Raw genomic sequence first — 15597 nt, 5'->3', positions numbered from 1 at the left:
ACTACGACAGGTTGAATAGAGCTGTTCACATTTTTTAACAGCTATGCTTACTATATCATACTCATAACGGTTTTGATTATGAAATAGCCAATCGCTGCCACCGTTGCTCAAGGAAGCGGGAGAGCCGTGACAGAGGAAAACAGAGGGCAAAGTAGAACATCGCACCCAAGACATAGATAAAGAGCTTCCGCTGCGGATCGGTAATGGGATTGGCAAAGGTGCTCGTCATATTTTGCAGTTCGGGCACGCCAATCACCACCAGGAGGGCGCAGTCCTGCATCAGCGTAATGAAGTTATTGGTAAAGGGAGGCAGGATAATCAAAATGGCTTGGGGCAGGATAATCCGCCATAGGGTTTGCCGACCCGAGAGGCCAAGGCTGAGGCTGGCTTCCGTTTGTCCCTTGGGAACCCCCTCTAGGCCACTGCGAAAGACCTCACTCAAATAGGCACCATAGTTAAAGCCCAAGCCAAGAATGCCGTAGAAAATGTAGTTAAAAAGCGGCGACACCAAGCGGTTGCTTTGCAGCACGGTCATGACATCAAAGGCAATTTGCCGAGGATCAAAACCCCATTGACTCAAGAGCCCACCAATGCCAAAGCCCCACACCAGCAGTTGCACCAAGGTTGGGGTACCGCGCACAAATTCAATGTAAACCGTACTCAGCCAGCGCAATGGCGGGACAGGATGCAACCTCGCCCAGGTGGCGATCGCCCCCAAGATGACCGCCAAGAGCAAACTAAAGACTGAGATCAAATAGGCACACCAAAAAGATGCCATTGAGCCATTTTGCCCAAGGAGGAATAAACGGTGCCACTTGCTGCATTCTCGAAAAGCCATCATTTTTGTCAGGATGATGATACCATCTCGTTCTCTAGGGAAGCATTCCCCACAGCATGACAAAAAAAATAAGCAAGGAATTCTTGATTGCCCGCAGGCCCTAAAATCGGCGAGGGAGTCACACCGTGGCACTGCCACCCCAACGCTTCGGCGGCGGCAATCACCTGATCCACGGCTTCTTGACGCGCCTTGGCATCGCGCACCACACCATGTTTGCCGAGGCGATCGCGCCCCACCTCAAACTGTGGCTTAATTAGCGCAATCAAGTCTCGCGGCGGCAGCAGTAATTCCCATAGGGCGGGTAAAACTTTAGTCAGGGAAATAAAAGAGACATCCACCACGCCGAGATCGGGGCGGGGCGCATCGTCAGTGTAGAGATCAGTGGGGGTTAAATAGCGCAGGTTGGTGCGTTCCCTGAGGATAACGCGCGGGTCTTGGCGCAGTTTCCAATCCACTTGGCCATAGCCGACATCAATGCCATAGACCCGTTTGGCGCCCGCTTGCAACAGACAATCCGTAAAGCCGCCCGTGGAAATACCGCCATCTAAACACACGCGATCGCGCACCACCACAGGAAAGACCCCTAGGGCATGGGCAAGTTTTTCACCCCCCCGCGAAACATAGGCGGCTTTTGCCTTCACTTGAATCGTGGCATCCACTGCCACCAGCGTGCCCGGCTTATCAATGGGGACATGGTTTACCTGCACTTCCCCAGCGCGAATCCAACGTTGTGCCTGTTGGCGGCTCTCACACAGGTGCCGCTCCACCAGAAGACTATCCAAGCGTTGCTTTCGGGGACTCATTGATCTTTTGGTGCTTTCTGCAGGGGGGCAAAGGCAAAGAGCTGGTTGACATCAAGGATTAACCCGCGCAACTGGGGTTGGGCAAAGAGGGTGGTTTCACTCTGCCACAGGGGCAAAAAGGCCACGGCCTCGGCATTGAGTTCCTGAAGCTGACGCAATAGTACCCCACGGCGTTGGGGATTAGCCTCACGGCGACTGGCAACAATGAGATCATTGACCTCAGGGCTATAGAAAAACGACCCCCACGCCGCACTGGCACCACTTTCACAGCCTGTTTCCACAGAACCATGCTCGCAACTCAGGAAAGGTTCAAGGTAATTGTCAGCATCGTAAAAATCACCATACCAATCGAGCAAGACCAAGGGGTAAGCCCCACTGTCTAAATTGCGGTAGATCGTAGCCGAGTCAGCGCTGTCCAATTGCACCTGCACGCGATCGCCCAAATCCCGCTCTAGTGAAGCTTTAAGAACCGTTGCCGCCAGCACATTACTGGGAACATTGGCACGGTACCAGAGATTGACGACGAGGGGTTGCTGCGCTGAAATAGAGGTCTTGGCTAGCCAGTGAGCTATTTGAGCGGCGTCTCCATCTCCATAGCGATCGCGAAAAATCGGCTCACTCTCAGGAAATAAACTCGGCACCAGCGAGTACAGGGGTTTTGCTTCCCCCAAAAAGACCCGTTCCGCGAGGCGTTGACGATTGACACTGGCCGCCAAAACCTGCCGCGCTGCCAATTGATCCCAAGGGGGTTGGCGCAAATTAATGCTTAGGACAGTGACAGCGTTACCTGCCCCGGTAATGACCTGCCAGTGCTTTGTTGCCGCTTGAGTCTTGAGGGCACGAATTTGATTGGGATCGAGCGCACCGATCGCCACATCCACTGCCCCCGTGCGAAAGGCATTGTAGAGATTAGCGCTACTGGAAAAGATTTGCAGGCGAATCCCCGTATTTTGGGGCTTGGTTCCCCAATAGTCGGCAAAGGGTTCAAGGCGTACCCCATCGGTACCGTAGGCCGCTAAACGGTAAGGGCCTGTGCCCACAAATTGCGTCGGCAAAAAGCGATCGCCCGCTGCACCATAGGCTGTCGGCGAAACGGCACACAAGCCACTAAAGGCCAGTAAATGGGGAAAAGCCACAAAGGGTTCCTTGAGGCGAATTTCCAGTAAGTCCTCCGCGATCGCCTGAATTTCTTTAACGCGCCCGGCCAAGAGGGAGGCGGGTTGGCCACCACTATTCATAAATCGCTCAAGGGAAAAGGCCATGGCGGCTGCATTAAACGGTGTGCCATCGTGGAAGCGAACCCCCCGCCGCAGGGGAATGCGGTAAGTCAGGCCATCCTCGCTCACTTCAGGTAGCGCTGTGGCCAGTTGGGGAATGAGGTCTTTGCCTTCGTAGGTATAGAGGCGATCGCCCAAATTCAACAGCAGCAGTCCCGCCAAATTTTCGTAGGCATCAGCGGGGTCTAGGGTGCGCAGGCGAGCCGTGGTACCAATGACAATACTGTCATCCCCTTGGCGAGGCTCATCACCGCCACAGGCAACCAGCAGCAGGCTCAACAACAGTACCAGACATCCCCACAGTAGCCGTCGTGTCACGGATACACCCGCTCGGTACATCATCCACTAGAATAAAGGGCGAGCGATGGGACTCGAACCCACGAATGGTGGAACCACAATCCACTGCCTTAACCGCTTGGCTACGCTCGCCATGCTTCCTGAGCTAGTCCTCTAGCATAGCATAGAGAACTCTCTTATGAAAGTGCCTCTCCTTTCCCAAGTCATGGCACGCCCTCTTTGGTGGGGCGGTGGCGCCTTCTTGCTCTTGGGGATCATTGCGGCGGTTCTGACGAATCCCACCCCTGCCGACTATCAACGCCGCGCCGCAGCGGAAATCAATACCTTCCTTTTGACTCAAGTGTGTCCAGAGATCATCAATCGCGATAGCGCGATCGCCATGGTGGCTTTAGAAGTCTGCGATCAACTGGAATCCCGCCCAGCAGAAGACATTGAACGCTACATCGCCTACAACACCCAATCCTATAACCTTGGCGTTGCCACCCTCTTTGTGACAGAGTTGCCCATTGACACCGTCTGGAGCCTCGGCCTCTTTGGTCAAATCATTCCCCTCAGACTGTAAGCTTCCTCTCTCCCTGATTTCAGCAGCAGGTGCAAAATGCAAATACCCATTTCCCCAGACCTCTGCTTGGCAGCAGGGTTGCTTTTAGAACCAGTGGCGTTCGCCAGCTAGTGAGCCTTCGGCAGGGGGCGGGAAAGACTATGCCAAAATATATCAACAACCGCAGAAACCAGTAAAACGTAATTACCATGATTGGGAAAACCCTTGGCGGGCGCTACAAATTGATTCGAGTTTTAGGGGCTGGGAACTTTGGCCAAACGTTTCTCGCTGAGGATATTCACCGTCCCATTCGTGCCAAGTGTGTGGTTAAGTACCTGCGCCCCGCTCGTACGGATGCGGCCTTTCTCCCTTTGGCGCGATCGCTCTTTCAGCGGGAGGCACAAATTCTAGAGCGGCTGGGCAGTCACGAGCAAATCCCCCGCCTCCTTGCCTACTTTGAGGAAGACAACGAATTTTACCTTGTCCAAGACTTCATTGAGGGTCAAGTCCTACGGCACGAATTGTTGCCGGGCTGTGCGTGGTCAGAGGCACGGGTGATGGCGTTGCTCCAAGATGCCCTGCGGGTTTTGGCCTTTGTGCATCAATGTGGTGTTATCCACCGCGATATTAAACCCGATAATCTCATTCGTCGCCAATCGGATCACCGCTTAGTGCTCATTGATTTTGGGGCAGTGAAGGAGATGGGGGTCTCCATTGGCGGCGGTACCTTGGTGGGAGAGACCAATCCACAGACAATTGCCATTGGCACACCGGGGTATATGGCTCCAGAGCAAGCCCAAGGGCGTCCGCGTCCGGCCAGCGATCTCTATGCCTTGGGGATGGTGGCGGTACAGGCATTGACGGGGTTGAGTCCTCTGCAACTCACCCAAGACCCCTACGGCTGTTGGTGTTGGCAAGCTGCTGAACCAGTCAGCGATCGCCTAGTGCAGTTTGTCAATAAACTAATTCACCCTTCTCCCTACGAGCGCTTTGCCACGGCTACCGATGCCCTTGCCAGCCTGCAACAGGTGGAGGTGCCCAAATCCTTTTGGTTTCGCCTTGGCAAATTTCTCAAAACTCCTGTTCAAGACCTCTGGCGATCGCCCGAAGGGCGCGCTGCGCGATCGCCAAAGGCAGGTGGGGGTGCTTCTACAGTGCCGCCCCGTTCACTACCCGCTGTTTCCACGCTGCCGCCGCAAGCCACCGAACCGAAACCAGTGTCCTCTCCAGCGGCAGCCACCGCCGCCCTTTCCAACCAAGGTCGCCATGTTTTTATCAGTCACTCCAGTGACGGCACCGATTTGCAGTTGGCCAGTGCCCTCCAAGAGGTGTTGCAAAAAGCGGGTCACCAACCCTTTATGGCCAGCCAAAGTATCCGCCTTGGGGAGGCATGGGCACAGCGGATTGATCAGGAGCTAAAGCGGTGTGATTTCTTTGTTCTGTTGCTCTCACAAACGGCGGCGCAAAGTGAAATGGTGCTTGAGGAAGTCCGCACGGTCAAACAGTTGCAAGCCCAACGGGGCGATCGCCGTCCCTTTATCTTGCCTGTGCGGGTCAATTTCCCCCTTGATATGCCCTTGAACTATGAGTTGCGGGGCTACCTGCATCGCCTACAACAGCGCTTCTGGCGATCGCCAGCGGACACCGACACCCTGCTGCAAGAGATTCTCGACTTGGTGAATGCGACCACTGCCCCTGTAGCCACCAGTAGCGATGCCGTCCAAGAAACCATTGCTGAATCTGCGCAAATTGGCACATTGGTGGGTGATGGTGCGCCTGTTCCCGTGGCTGAGCCAGAACTCCCAGAAGGGCAGGTGGAAGTGGCCTCGGCATTTTATATTGAGCGCCCCCCCATCGAGCAACGCTGTCGTGAAACCCTCTTGCAACCCGGCTCCCTGATTCGCATCAAAGCCCCCCGCCAAATGGGCAAAACCTCACTCATGGCACGGCTGCTGTACCGCGCCACCCAAGAGGGTTATGGCACTGTTCCCCTCAGTTTCCAACTGGCAGATGCCCAAGTCTTCAGTGATTTAGAAAAACTCCTGCGCTGGCTCTGTGCCAGTGTCGGGCGGCGATTAGGGCTAGAAAACCGCCTCAATGAGTATTGGGATGACATTTTTGGCAGTAAATACAACTGCACTACCTATTTTGAGGAGTATCTCTTACCCAATTGCCAAAAAGCGGGGACACAGTTTGAGGGTCGTCCCCTTGTCTTGGGTCTTGATGAAGTGGATCGGGTGTTTGAGTATCCGGAAGTGGCCAGTGACTTCTTTGGCTTGTTGCGGGCATGGCATGAAGAGGGCAAAAACCGCGATATTTGGCGCAATCTCCGTCTAATTGTGGTTCATGGTACGGAGGTCTATATTCCCCTAGACATTAATCAGTCCCCCTTTAACGTTGGCTTAGCCATTGATCTGCCGGAATTTAACCAAGAACAAATTGCTGAGTTGTGTCGCCTCCATGGCCTGAGTCTGTCAGAGGAGCAGCTTCAAGACCTGCAGCACTTGGTGGGAGGTCATCCCTATCTGATTCGTCTGAGCCTCTATCACCTCGCCCGCCAAGACCTGACATGGCAGGCGTTAATAGCCAATGCGGCCTCAGAAACGGGGTTGTATCGGGATCACCTGCGGCGACAGTGGTGGCATCTCCAGCAGCAGGCAGACCTAGTGCCTGCCTTTAAGGAGATTCTGCAAGCGGACAACGGCAATATGGTTGATAGCACCGTTGGCTTTAAGCTCCACAGTTTGGGACTGATTACCCTAGAGGGAAATTTAGCTAAGGTGCGCTGTGATCTTTACCGCCGCTATTTTGGCGATCGCCTGCATTAGTTGACCAAACCATGGGCAGGACAGGTAGCGGTTGTGTGAGCAACAACTCCCTTGCTAAGCTAAAGAAGGAGGGGTTCGGTTATCCGCCAATGACTCTCACCGGTCTCGGATCTGTATCCCGCTGCCCAGTTATGCTTCGCGGGTTGTGCCGTCTATGACGTTGATGTACGTTGCGCCTCAATGGCAAACCCTAGCATTTCCCTCAACGCTTTTTCTCCAACCCATCCTAGACATTCTACTCAGTGATCTTCCCCCCCAGTACAAAGATGAAATTAGGCTAGGCCTCCAAGAAGCCCTCGTCAATGCGGCTCGCCACGGCAATCAACTCAATCCCGAAAAGCTGGTTTTTGTGCGTTATACCTTCTTCCCTGATCAATGCTGGTGGGTGATTACGGATCAGGGGGACGGTTTCTCACCGCCGAGTAATGTTTCTGAGACCGCTGATGAGTTGTTGCCAGCCGCCGACTGTGAATGTGGTCGGGGATTGTTTTTGATCTATGCCATCTTTGATGAGGTCTATTGGAACCCCAAAGGAACCGAATTAAGTCTATGTAAGTACCTCACCTGAACGGATCACAGCCGCTAGAGGGGAATAACATCAACCCAGTGGCGATACTGTGGCTCCCGTCCTTCAACGATCGCCTGTAGTTGTTTTTGCAGTTGGCGTGTCAGGGGGCGATCGCTGGGCAGCGTGTAGGTCTCAATGCGACTGACGGGCACAATTCGCGCAGCCGTACCCGTTAAAAAGACCTCATCGGCAATCAAAAGTTCCGTACGATCCACAGGCCGCTCAATCACCTTGACACCAGCCGCCTGTGCTAGCTCAATGACACTGCGGCGGGTAATGCCCTCAAGAATGTCTTGATCCACGCTCGGCGTAATCAATTGCCCATCCCGCACCAAGAAGAGATTCATTCCCGACGCTTCGCAGACTTTCCCTTGGTCATTGAGGAGAATCGCCTCATCAAAGCCGGAGGAAACAGCCTCTGTTTTTGCCAGTGCCGAGACAATATAGGAAGTGGTCAACTTGCCCCGTAGGGGAAACGAGCGATCGCACTGCCGCTGCCATGAACTAATGCGACAGGTAACGCCTGCAGCTGACAGGTAATCGCCAAGGGGCATGCCGTAAATAAGAAAATCCTTCTCAATGTCATGGAGCCGTGGTGCAATGCCCAGCCCAGAGGTATAGACCAAAGGGCGAATATAGAAGGGCACGCTAGGTTGGTTTTTTTGCACCCATGCAACAATTTTCGACTTAATCTCGCTGGTGGGCAATTCATAGCCGAGATAGTGGGCACTGCGACTCAGGCGACGACAGTGATCCTCCAGACGAAAGAGGAGAATTTCCCTAGCGTTGGCCGGATTAGGGAGACCGCGCAAGCCTCCTAGTGCCGCTGTTCCGTAGTGAAGGGCATGGGTGGCCACGGAAATTTTGGCCTCTGCAAAGGGCACAAACTGACCGTTGAGATAGGCGTAGGGGAGAAAGTCACTCATGCGTCAATGGGAAGCGTTGACAAAGGACAGATGCAACCAAAGATCAGCTGCAGTCTCAATAGTCTAACATTTTGGCTTAACGCTCAAAAAACTAGGGCAACGGCTCCTCTGAGGTGATCTCTTCAATGCTAGACACCTGTAGGACTAAACGAAAAGGGCGATTCATCCGCTGTTGGATAAACTCTTCCATGAGTGCCACCTGTTTTGGGGTGACCGGCTCGCGGGCACGCACATTCACCCGAATCACGGGTGGGTTACTGACCCAATTCGTTTCCATACCTAACAGATCGAGGCGTTGAAATGTCAGCGTTCCTCGAGTCAGTGCCTCTCGTACTTGCTGTTGCAACCGTGCTTGTTCAATGAGCCGACTGAAGCTAATGGCGAGGGGAATCACCAACAGAGCGGTGAGGGCAGCGGCAATGGTGAGGGGACGGCGCCCTTGATGCAAAGGGATATAGCCAACAATGACAAAAACTACCATGCAGGCCAGCGTAATTCCTAGCAGGTTTGTGAAATATAGCAGCGTTGCCCCCACACTCAGACTCGTATTCAACTGCGCTATCCCAAGGCCAACGGTGCAAACGGGCGGCATGAGCGCAACGGCGATCGCTGTCCCCGCCAAGGTGTTTGAAACACGGGGTTCCGCCACCGCATAGGCACTCACGGCACCTGCAGCCACCGCAATACCCAAGTCCAGCAGATTGGGTTGGGAGCGAGCCATGATCTCACTGCCATAGACCTCAAGACCCACCATGACACCAATTGTCCAAGACATGCCAATGGCCATGAGGGTGCCGACAATCAAGGCAATCGCTGCCTCACGAAACATCTTGAAGTCGCCAATGAGAGCGGCTAAGGCCAATCCGCGAATCGGCAGCATCAGCGGTGCAATCACCATCGCCCCAATAATCACAGCGGCACTGTTGGCGAGCAAACCAAATGTGGCGATCGCGCAGGAAGTAACAATCAAGACCACATAGGGAACATTCAAATGGGATTCAGCATACAGTATCCGAATCAATTGATTGAGGCTTTCTGGCGTACGGCGGTGATAGCGGAAGGCTTGAACCTGATGCAACCAATGGGCAAGGAGTTCTTTCATGGACAACCTTGTACAGTCACTTATACGCAAGAGGTTAGATCAATGCTACAGGAACTGCCATTGATTAAACGTTGCTGCTTGGCCAACTGGATTGCCCGCTTCATCCAAAACAGTCCAAATCCAAGCATTTTCAATGCGAAACCGCCGCCCAGAACGAGAAATACGAACACCACTGTAGTTGTTGGCATAGCCTTGGCGGGCTGCTTGGGCAAGGAGGGTTGCTCGTTCAGTTTGAGCCATGGGTTCTGCCGTCAGCCGCGAAGGAAGCTGCACCAATTCCGGCCAAGAGAGTTCCCACAGGGTGAGAGCGGCTTGGTTGCCATAGTTGAGGATGGGATCGGCCTCACACCCATGGGAGAGAACGGGCTGTGACCAGTGAAACAACTGCTGTGCTAGGCTCAAGTCATCCCCAGCCGGAGCAGCTAGGAGCGATCGCCCCGTCCAGTGCTGAAAACTGGCGCAAATACGTCGTGCCTGCTGGACTGCTGGTGGCTGCAACCAAGGCTCCATCACTTAGGCCGTGGTCAATACACGACTGGCAGCCGCTACCCCAGCGCCGGGGCTAAAGTTGCTATACCCCAATTCGCCAAGCACAGCTTCAAGCGCACTGATGGCTGCCAAAATATCGCGATCGCTGACAAAACCCAAGTGACCCACTCGGAAAATTTGCCCCTTGAGGTGATCTTGACCACCCGCTAGGGCAATGTCAAAGCGTTTTTTCATTAGGCTGCGAATCTTTTCGGCCTCCACTCCTTGGGGTGCCACCGCCGTAATCGCGGGACTGGCACAGTGATCCGCCGCATAAAGGGGCAAGTTGAGTGCCTTCATGGCGGCGCGGGTGGCCTGCATCAAGCGCTGGTGGCGGGCAAAGATATTCTCTAAGCCCTCCGCTTGCATCATCTCCAGTGCGGTCTTCAGGGCAAAGAAGAGATTCACCGGTGGCGTAAAGGGGGTTGTGTTCTTGGCAGCGTCCTTGCGGTATTTCCCCAAGTCAAGATAGAACTTCGGCAACGTGGCTGTCTTGTAGGCTTCCCAAGCCTTGGCACTGACGCTGACAAACGCCAAGCCCGGCGGGATCATATACCCCTTCTGGGAACCAGAACCGACAACATCTAACCCCCACTCGTCAATGGGCACACTCACAGCGCCCAGACTGGTCACGGCATCCACAATGATCAGGGCTTGGCCGTGGGCTTTGACGTGGCGGTTGATTGCCTCTAAGTCGTTGATCACGCCCGTTGAGGTCTCACTGTGGGTAATGATCACCGCTTTGATGGTTTTGGCCGTGTCTGCCTCGAGGGCGGTTTTGAAGTCATCGGGGTTGAGGGGTTGTCCCCAAGGTGCCGTAATGCGCTCCGTTTTCAGGCCATAGGCATCGCACACCTCTGCCCAGCGATCGCCAAACTTACCATTACAGCCTACGAGCACGCGATCGCCCGCGCTGAGAAAGTTAATGATCCCGGCCTCCATTGCCCCTGTGCCACTGGCCGCCAAAATCAGCACATCATTCGTGGTTTGATGCAGCCATTTCAACCCTGACGTCACCGCCGCCATGATCTCGCTAAAGTCACCGCTGCGATGGCCAATGGGATGTTTGCTGAGGGACAGAAGAACCGACTCCGGTACCGGCGTAGGCCCCGGAATCATTAACATCGATTTATCTTGCATCGTGAGTTGCGAACCAATCCTTAAAATGAAACGACTAAGCCCAGTGAGCGGCCATGTGCTCTGCCAAGTCCAGAACCCGCTGGCTATAGCCCCACTCGTTATCGTACCAAGCCACCACTTTCACTAGATTGCCCCCCATCACCATCGTGAGGGACGCATCCAAAATCGAGGAGGCGTTGTGACCCCGATAGTCCGAAGACACCAGCTCCAATTCACTGTAGTGGATAATCCCCTTCATTGTGGTTTCCGAGGCTTCCTTGATCACTTGGTTCACCTGCTCAGCAATGGTGGGTTTTTCCACTTGAGCAACAAAATCAACCACAGAGACATTGGGGGTGGGTACCCGCAGGGCAATCCCGTTCAGCTTACCTTGCAACTCGGGAATCACCAATCCGACTGCCTTAGCAGCCCCCGTAGAGGTGGGCACAATGTTCATCGCTGCTGCCCGTGCCCGCCGCAGATCGCGGTGACTGGCATCGAGTAAGCGTTGATCCCCCGTGTAGCTGTGGGTCGTCGTCATCATCCCCTGCTGAATGCCAAAGGTTTCATGGAGCACTTTGACAATGGGGGCTAAGCAGTTGGTGGTGCAACTGGCATTGCTGACGATATCTTCACTGGGATTGTAGGTGTGGTGATTCACTCCCACCACGTATGTCGGAATATTGCCTTTACCGGGTGCTGTAATCAAGACTTTTTTCGCACCGGCACTCAGGTGCTTGCTGGCACCTTCACGGCTGGTAAAAACCCCGGTGGCTTCAATAACGAGATCAATTCCCCACGAACTCCAAGGCAGATTTTCGGGGTTGCGATCAGAGACACATTTGACCGCATGGCCACCAGCATAGATGCAGTCGTCGTCAGCACTGATTTCGGCATCTTGGAAAATGCCTAGCATCGAGTCATACTTCAGCAAATGGGCATTGGTGCGGGGATCGGAGGTATCGTTGATGCCTACAATCTCTAGCTTGCTATTGGCTTTCCGCTGTAACCAGCAACGCATGAAGTTCCGACCGATGCGCCCAAAACCATTGATAGCGACTCTAACCACCTGATCCCTTCCTCTGTTTACTAACTCATTGCCAGAAATGATCTAGGAAACATTCTAAGGGGGAATGGTCATTTTATTGCGTTTTTTTTAACGATGCACAAGACGAGTCTCCGCAAGGGGTGCTGACAATGCCGCCTCGAGAGGGGCACGGCCAAATCGCTCCTCCAGTAGATCCATGACCGTGCGGCCAAAGTCATTGGGATTGAGTCGCCAAGCCGCTAGGCACACTTCGCCAAAGACGGATCCCATGGGTTCTGGGTTCCAGAGGAGTTTCTTGGCCGTCCAAGGCATCAGGCTCATAGGGTTGTAGCCGGGGCGCAAAATGCCGTGTTCAAGGGCATATGCCTCAAGATGGGTGTGGGGTTGCAGACCAATAAAGAAAATGGCTGGCTCCACCTTGTCAGCGCCAAAGATGCCTTCTAGTTCACGGTGGTAGGCAATGGTCTGGGCGATGGTTTCGGGTCGCTCATCAATGACATTGAAGGAGTAGTTCACAGAGACGAGGGCGTTGAAGCCGGCGGCTTTCAAATCGCGGCAGTTTTGCAGCACGGTGCGCAGGTTATAGCCCATGCGCATTTTTCGCACCAATTCTTGGGAGCCACTGGTAATGCCGATTTCAAAGTAATTCATCCCCGTTTGCACCATCAGGTCACACAGTTCGGGGGTGAGGTTGTCAGCACGAATGTAGGCTGCCCAGTGAATATCATTCATGCCTGCTTTCAGGATTTCCTGCAGCAGGGCGATCGCGTCGGGGATAAATTTGCGAGCGGGGATAAACTGGGCATCGGTAAACCAAAAGTTGCGCACACCGCGATTGTAGAGCTGGCGCATTTCGGCGACGACTTCTTCAGCAGGGTTGATGCGCACCTGTTTGCCTTCAACCACGGTATAGACGCAGTAGCAGCAGTTGTGGGGACAGCCGCGCTTGGTTTGCACGCCAATATAAAAGTCACCCCCCTGAAGGTAGTATTCAAATTCTGGCCAAATCGTCTCGATATAGTCGTAGTTGCAGGCGGTTTTTTCGATGGGGGTTGGCCATTCGTGGATCAGGCGATCGCGGGGCTTTTCCACACCCGCAATGTAGCAACGCTCCCCGGCAATTGGCTGGTTCGTTAGGACTTTGTGCAGCAGCGTTTCCCCTTCACCAACGGAAACAATGGTGCCTTTGGGCAGTTGAGAACCCAATTGTTCATAAAAGACACTGACCGCACCGCCACCGACGATGGTCGTGACTTGCGGATGGTGACGCTTGGCATGGTGGAGTCCCAAACGGATTAAATTGAGGTTTCGCCAGAGTTCACCATAGTAGGCACTCATCACCCGCAGACCCCCGATCGCCCCCCGCAGCTTCACCAAGGGATTGCGGGCGTAATAGACCTCAAAGGCATGTTGCAGTGGATTGCCGCCCCGTCCCCCCACAGGGGCATAGATTTGAATATCCCGCCAAGAAAAAACCAGATGCGTGGGTTCAAAGTCATCAATCACTTGGGCAAGGGCACGACGAAAATCCAAGGGCGGTACCGTCCCCAGATCAAAAATCCGCTGCTCGATGCTTGGCAGTTGCTTGTGGATGTAGTCAGCCAGATAAACCACGCCAATGGGAAAAATCGGATTGCAGGGGAGACGGACGTAAAGGACACGCGGGGACATAGGCTAGTCCAAGATCTATGGAAACGCTAAATTCTTAATAAATCTCTATCGCTGTTTAGGTTGTAACACATTTGCGCCTTTCCAACAGGGGATCACGGGAACTCAAGGAAAGGATGAACTGTCCATCCTGTAGTTGAGTTTACAACTGGATCGAATTGGCAATGTTAGGCTAACAAGGGTAAAGACACGTCCCTATAAGAAACCATTACTTCCTATGCCGCAAATCTTTGATCCCGTCCCTAGCGATAGTTGCGATCGCATCCTCTGCTGTTATGTCAACGCCACCAGCAAAATTCAGGTGGTGCGCATTACCAATATTCCCAATTGGTATTTTGAGCGAGTCGTTTTTCCAGGACAACGGCTTTTCTTTGAATCACCGCCAGCGGGACAATTGGAGGTTCACAGCGGCACCATGGCTAGTGCCCTTCTTGCCGATACGATTCCCTGTTGTAAGCTGCAAGTGCAAGAAAGGGCAGATCATGTTTTTGTCCATGATGGCAACCCCCAGCCTTGGCTACAGTGGTATGATGAGTCCGCTGCAGCAACGGAAAAAGTGATGCTCCATTGAGTCAACCCAATAGTTATCGCCCCTACACCATTGCAGTTTTGGCCAGTAGTTTAGATGGCCGCCTTGCTCGTGCCGATGCTTTGGGTCAGCGCATTGCCTCGGCCTATGACTTTCAGCACCTTGAGCAGCAGGTGGCACAGGTGGATGCGGTACTCTTTGGGGCGACAACATTGCGTTTGGGGGGGACAGCGATGCGCCTTCAGTCTCCCCATCTGATTGCTGAGCGTGAGCACCAAGGGCGATCGCCCCAACCGCTGCAAATTGTCTGCTCTGCCCGTGGTGAATTAGACTTCAATCTTCCCTTCTTTCGCCAGCCGATTCGCCGTGCCTTACTGACCACCGAGAAAGGCGCCAGCCGCTGGCAAGGATCCACTGCCTTTGATCACTGTTGGTCTGCTGGAGTGGCGGAGATTGACTGGCCACAGGCGTTTAGGCACATTCAAGGGGCTGGTGTACAAACCTTGGCCGTGTTGGGAGGAGGACAGCTTTTCGCCTCCCTGTTGCAGATGGCTGCCATTGACGAATTGTGGTTGACCCTCTGCCCCCTCCTCCTAGGGTCGGTAGCGCCTAGCCTCTATCCAGAGGAGATTGCCTTCTCAGGGAGGTTGACGCTCCTGAATGTCTTGCCTGTGGGCAATGAGGTTTATCTGCACTACCGCCTTAATTATGCTTGACTCATTGCGAGTAACCCTCAATCACCACTGAGTCTAATTAGTTCTCAGTCAGCACTAATCTGCATCTCCAAGGGTGAGGCAAGGATGCAATCACAGTAATTGAGCACTGGTGGCCGATGCCAACCCCACGTAACACCAATGCTGCCCGCTGCACCCCCCCGCTGTGCCATGAGGCCATCACTATCGGCATCGCCAATAACCACGGTTTGATCGGGTCGCACCCCAAGGCGATCGCACACCCTCAGGAGTACCTGCGGATCGGGCTTCGTGGGTGGCTCATCTCCCCCCTGCCAGCATTGGAAAAAGGGCTTCAGGTGATAGGTGTCTAAAAAAGCCTCGATTTCCGACCTGCGATCGCCAGAAATAATCGCCAAGGCACAGTTCATTCCATGCAACTGTTGTACCAATTCAATCACCCTCGGCAGGGGAGGGGTTAACGCTGCTTTGGTTGTAAATTTTAGCTCTGCTGCTTCAAAGGCGGTGCTCACCAGCTCTAGGGCGGCAATCCATGAAACCCCTTGGCTGGCAACAAGGGCTGCTGCGGCAATCAGATTCTCCTGCCGTGTTCCTACAGCTTGCAATCCCCCGGCATCCAAGTGCTCCCCCCTCACACCAAAGGCTTGGAGCAACAATTGCTTGAGATTGGGGAAATGATCAGCAACTGCCGCAGCGCGGGCGATCGCCAGCTCTTTCAAGTACTCAGCAACATCTGCTAATGTGCCATCTTTATCAAAGATCACCGCTGCCACAGGTTCAAAAGCGTGTCCGCGACAGGAGAGCCGTACCATTCAGAAAACCTCTGGGTAGTA

The 15597-nt window shown here is 53.9% G+C and carries 15 protein-coding genes and 1 tRNA gene; 5 read left to right on the top strand and 11 right to left on the bottom strand.

Annotated elements, in window-relative coordinates; genetic code table 11:
• Window positions 1–76: 76 nt before the first annotated feature.
• From RHH81_RS03695 to RHH81_RS03680, 4 genes are all read right to left on the bottom strand, one after another.
• Window positions 77–778: an amino acid ABC transporter permease gene (locus tag RHH81_RS03695; protein ID WP_310743405.1), complete on the bottom strand. Its 702-nt coding sequence runs from the start codon at window positions 776–778 to the stop codon at window positions 77–79.
• Window positions 779–846: 68 nt separating this feature from the next.
• On the bottom strand, window positions 847–1641 hold the full coding sequence (locus RHH81_RS03690) for a TlyA family RNA methyltransferase (RefSeq protein WP_310743404.1): 795 nt from the start codon (window positions 1639–1641) through the stop codon (window positions 847–849).
• Window positions 1638–3260: an ABC transporter substrate-binding protein gene (locus RHH81_RS03685; protein ID WP_399378905.1), complete on the bottom strand. Its 1623-nt coding sequence runs from the start codon at window positions 3258–3260 to the stop codon at window positions 1638–1640. The genes RHH81_RS03690 and RHH81_RS03685 overlap by 4 nt, the downstream gene beginning before the upstream one ends.
• Window positions 3261–3274: 14 nt before the next feature.
• Window positions 3275–3347 (bottom strand) — tRNA-His (locus RHH81_RS03680).
• A gap of 46 nt (window positions 3348–3393) precedes the next feature.
• Here RHH81_RS03680 and RHH81_RS03675 point away from each other — a divergent pair.
• The 3 genes from RHH81_RS03675 to RHH81_RS03665 all read left to right on the top strand — a co-directional run bounded on the left by RHH81_RS03675 (window position 3394) and on the right by RHH81_RS03665 (window position 7152).
• Window positions 3394–3777 carry a DUF4359 domain-containing protein gene (locus RHH81_RS03675; RefSeq protein WP_302676776.1) on the top strand — a complete coding sequence of 128 codons (384 nt, stop codon included), beginning with the start codon at window positions 3394–3396 and terminating at the stop codon, window positions 3775–3777.
• Between the two features lie 188 nt (window positions 3778–3965).
• On the top strand, window positions 3966–6584 hold the full coding sequence (locus RHH81_RS03670) for an AAA-like domain-containing protein (RefSeq protein ID WP_310743402.1): 2619 nt from the start codon (window positions 3966–3968) through the stop codon (window positions 6582–6584).
• Between the two features lie 163 nt (window positions 6585–6747).
• Window positions 6748–7152 carry an ATP-binding protein gene (locus tag RHH81_RS03665; RefSeq protein WP_255521495.1) on the top strand — a complete coding sequence of 135 codons (405 nt, stop codon included), beginning with the start codon at window positions 6748–6750 and terminating at the stop codon, window positions 7150–7152.
• A gap of 14 nt (window positions 7153–7166) precedes the next feature.
• Here the strand turns inward: RHH81_RS03665 and RHH81_RS03660 are convergent, their stop codons facing one another.
• The 6 genes from RHH81_RS03660 to RHH81_RS03635 form a co-directional block, all read right to left on the bottom strand.
• Window positions 7167–8078, bottom strand: coding sequence for a branched-chain amino acid transaminase (locus RHH81_RS03660; protein ID WP_206201112.1), 912 nt, complete (start codon window positions 8076–8078; stop codon window positions 7167–7169).
• A 91-nt stretch (window positions 8079–8169) separates the two neighbouring features.
• Entirely contained in the window at window positions 8170–9180 is a 1011-nt protein-coding gene (locus RHH81_RS03655; protein WP_206201111.1) for a DUF389 domain-containing protein, read from the bottom strand.
• Between the two features lie 45 nt (window positions 9181–9225).
• Window positions 9226–9690, bottom strand: coding sequence for an MEKHLA domain-containing protein (locus tag RHH81_RS03650; protein WP_206201600.1), 465 nt, complete (start codon window positions 9688–9690; stop codon window positions 9226–9228).
• A gap of 3 nt (window positions 9691–9693) precedes the next feature.
• Window positions 9694–10848, bottom strand: coding sequence for an alanine--glyoxylate aminotransferase family protein (locus tag RHH81_RS03645; RefSeq protein WP_206201110.1), 1155 nt, complete (start codon window positions 10846–10848; stop codon window positions 9694–9696).
• A 34-nt stretch (window positions 10849–10882) separates the two neighbouring features.
• Window positions 10883–11896 (bottom strand): type I glyceraldehyde-3-phosphate dehydrogenase, encoded by a 1014-nt coding sequence (locus RHH81_RS03640; protein ID WP_206201109.1) that lies wholly within the window; start codon window positions 11894–11896, stop codon window positions 10883–10885.
• 87 nt (window positions 11897–11983) lie between these two features.
• Window positions 11984–13546, bottom strand: a complete 1563-nt coding sequence (locus RHH81_RS03635; RefSeq protein WP_310743401.1) for a photosystem II high light acclimation radical SAM protein — start codon at window positions 13544–13546, stop codon at window positions 11984–11986.
• A 214-nt stretch (window positions 13547–13760) separates the two neighbouring features.
• Between RHH81_RS03635 and RHH81_RS03630 the strand changes: the two genes are divergently transcribed.
• Window positions 13761–14114, top strand: coding sequence for a DUF1830 domain-containing protein (locus tag RHH81_RS03630; RefSeq protein ID WP_206201107.1), 354 nt, complete (start codon window positions 13761–13763; stop codon window positions 14112–14114).
• Window positions 14111–14788 (top strand): RibD family protein, encoded by a 678-nt coding sequence (locus tag RHH81_RS03625; protein ID WP_225901643.1) that lies wholly within the window; start codon window positions 14111–14113, stop codon window positions 14786–14788. Before RHH81_RS03630 ends, RHH81_RS03625 begins: the two co-directional genes overlap by 4 nt.
• 44 nt (window positions 14789–14832) lie before the next feature.
• On the opposite strand, the gene RHH81_RS03620 is transcribed toward RHH81_RS03625, so the two are convergent.
• The gene (locus RHH81_RS03620; protein WP_206201106.1) at window positions 14833–15576 is read right to left on the bottom strand and encodes an HAD family hydrolase; all 744 of its coding nucleotides are present in this window, start codon (window positions 15574–15576) and stop codon (window positions 14833–14835) included.
• Window positions 15577–15597 lie beyond the last annotated feature (21 nt).

The sequence above is a fragment of the Thermosynechococcus sp. PKX95 genome, assembly GCF_031583295.1.
GTDB lineage: Bacteria > Cyanobacteriota > Cyanobacteriia > Thermosynechococcales > Thermosynechococcaceae > Thermosynechococcus.
The sequence above is the reverse complement of the archived record's forward strand: the minus strand, read 5'-3'. Positions and strand labels throughout refer to the sequence as shown.

What these genes read in the sequence shown, in the direction of transcription:
- RHH81_RS03695 (WP_310743405.1), bottom strand. Translation starts at nt 778, where the DNA reads ATGGCATCTTTTTGGTGTGCCTATTTGATCTCAGTCTTTAGTTTGCTC.
- RHH81_RS03690 (WP_310743404.1), bottom strand. Translation starts at nt 1,641, where the DNA reads ATGAGTCCCCGAAAGCAACGCTTGGATAGTCTTCTGGTGGAGCGGCAC.
- RHH81_RS03685 (WP_399378905.1), bottom strand. Translation starts at nt 3,260, where the DNA reads ATGATGTACCGAGCGGGTGTATCCGTGACACGACGGCTACTGTGGGGA.
- RHH81_RS03675 (WP_302676776.1), top strand. Translation starts at nt 3,394, where the DNA reads ATGAAAGTGCCTCTCCTTTCCCAAGTCATGGCACGCCCTCTTTGGTGG.
- RHH81_RS03670 (WP_310743402.1), top strand. Translation starts at nt 3,966, where the DNA reads ATGATTGGGAAAACCCTTGGCGGGCGCTACAAATTGATTCGAGTTTTA.
- RHH81_RS03665 (WP_255521495.1), top strand. Translation starts at nt 6,748, where the DNA reads ATGTACGTTGCGCCTCAATGGCAAACCCTAGCATTTCCCTCAACGCTT.
- RHH81_RS03660 (WP_206201112.1), bottom strand. Translation starts at nt 8,078, where the DNA reads ATGAGTGACTTTCTCCCCTACGCCTATCTCAACGGTCAGTTTGTGCCC.
- RHH81_RS03655 (WP_206201111.1), bottom strand. Translation starts at nt 9,180, where the DNA reads ATGAAAGAACTCCTTGCCCATTGGTTGCATCAGGTTCAAGCCTTCCGC.
- RHH81_RS03650 (WP_206201600.1), bottom strand. Translation starts at nt 9,690, where the DNA reads ATGGAGCCTTGGTTGCAGCCACCAGCAGTCCAGCAGGCACGACGTATT.
- RHH81_RS03645 (WP_206201110.1), bottom strand. Translation starts at nt 10,848, where the DNA reads ATGCAAGATAAATCGATGTTAATGATTCCGGGGCCTACGCCGGTACCG.
- RHH81_RS03635 (WP_310743401.1), bottom strand. Translation starts at nt 13,546, where the DNA reads ATGTCCCCGCGTGTCCTTTACGTCCGTCTCCCCTGCAATCCGATTTTT.
- RHH81_RS03630 (WP_206201107.1), top strand. Translation starts at nt 13,761, where the DNA reads ATGCCGCAAATCTTTGATCCCGTCCCTAGCGATAGTTGCGATCGCATC.
- RHH81_RS03620 (WP_206201106.1), bottom strand. Translation starts at nt 15,576, where the DNA reads ATGGTACGGCTCTCCTGTCGCGGACACGCTTTTGAACCTGTGGCAGCG.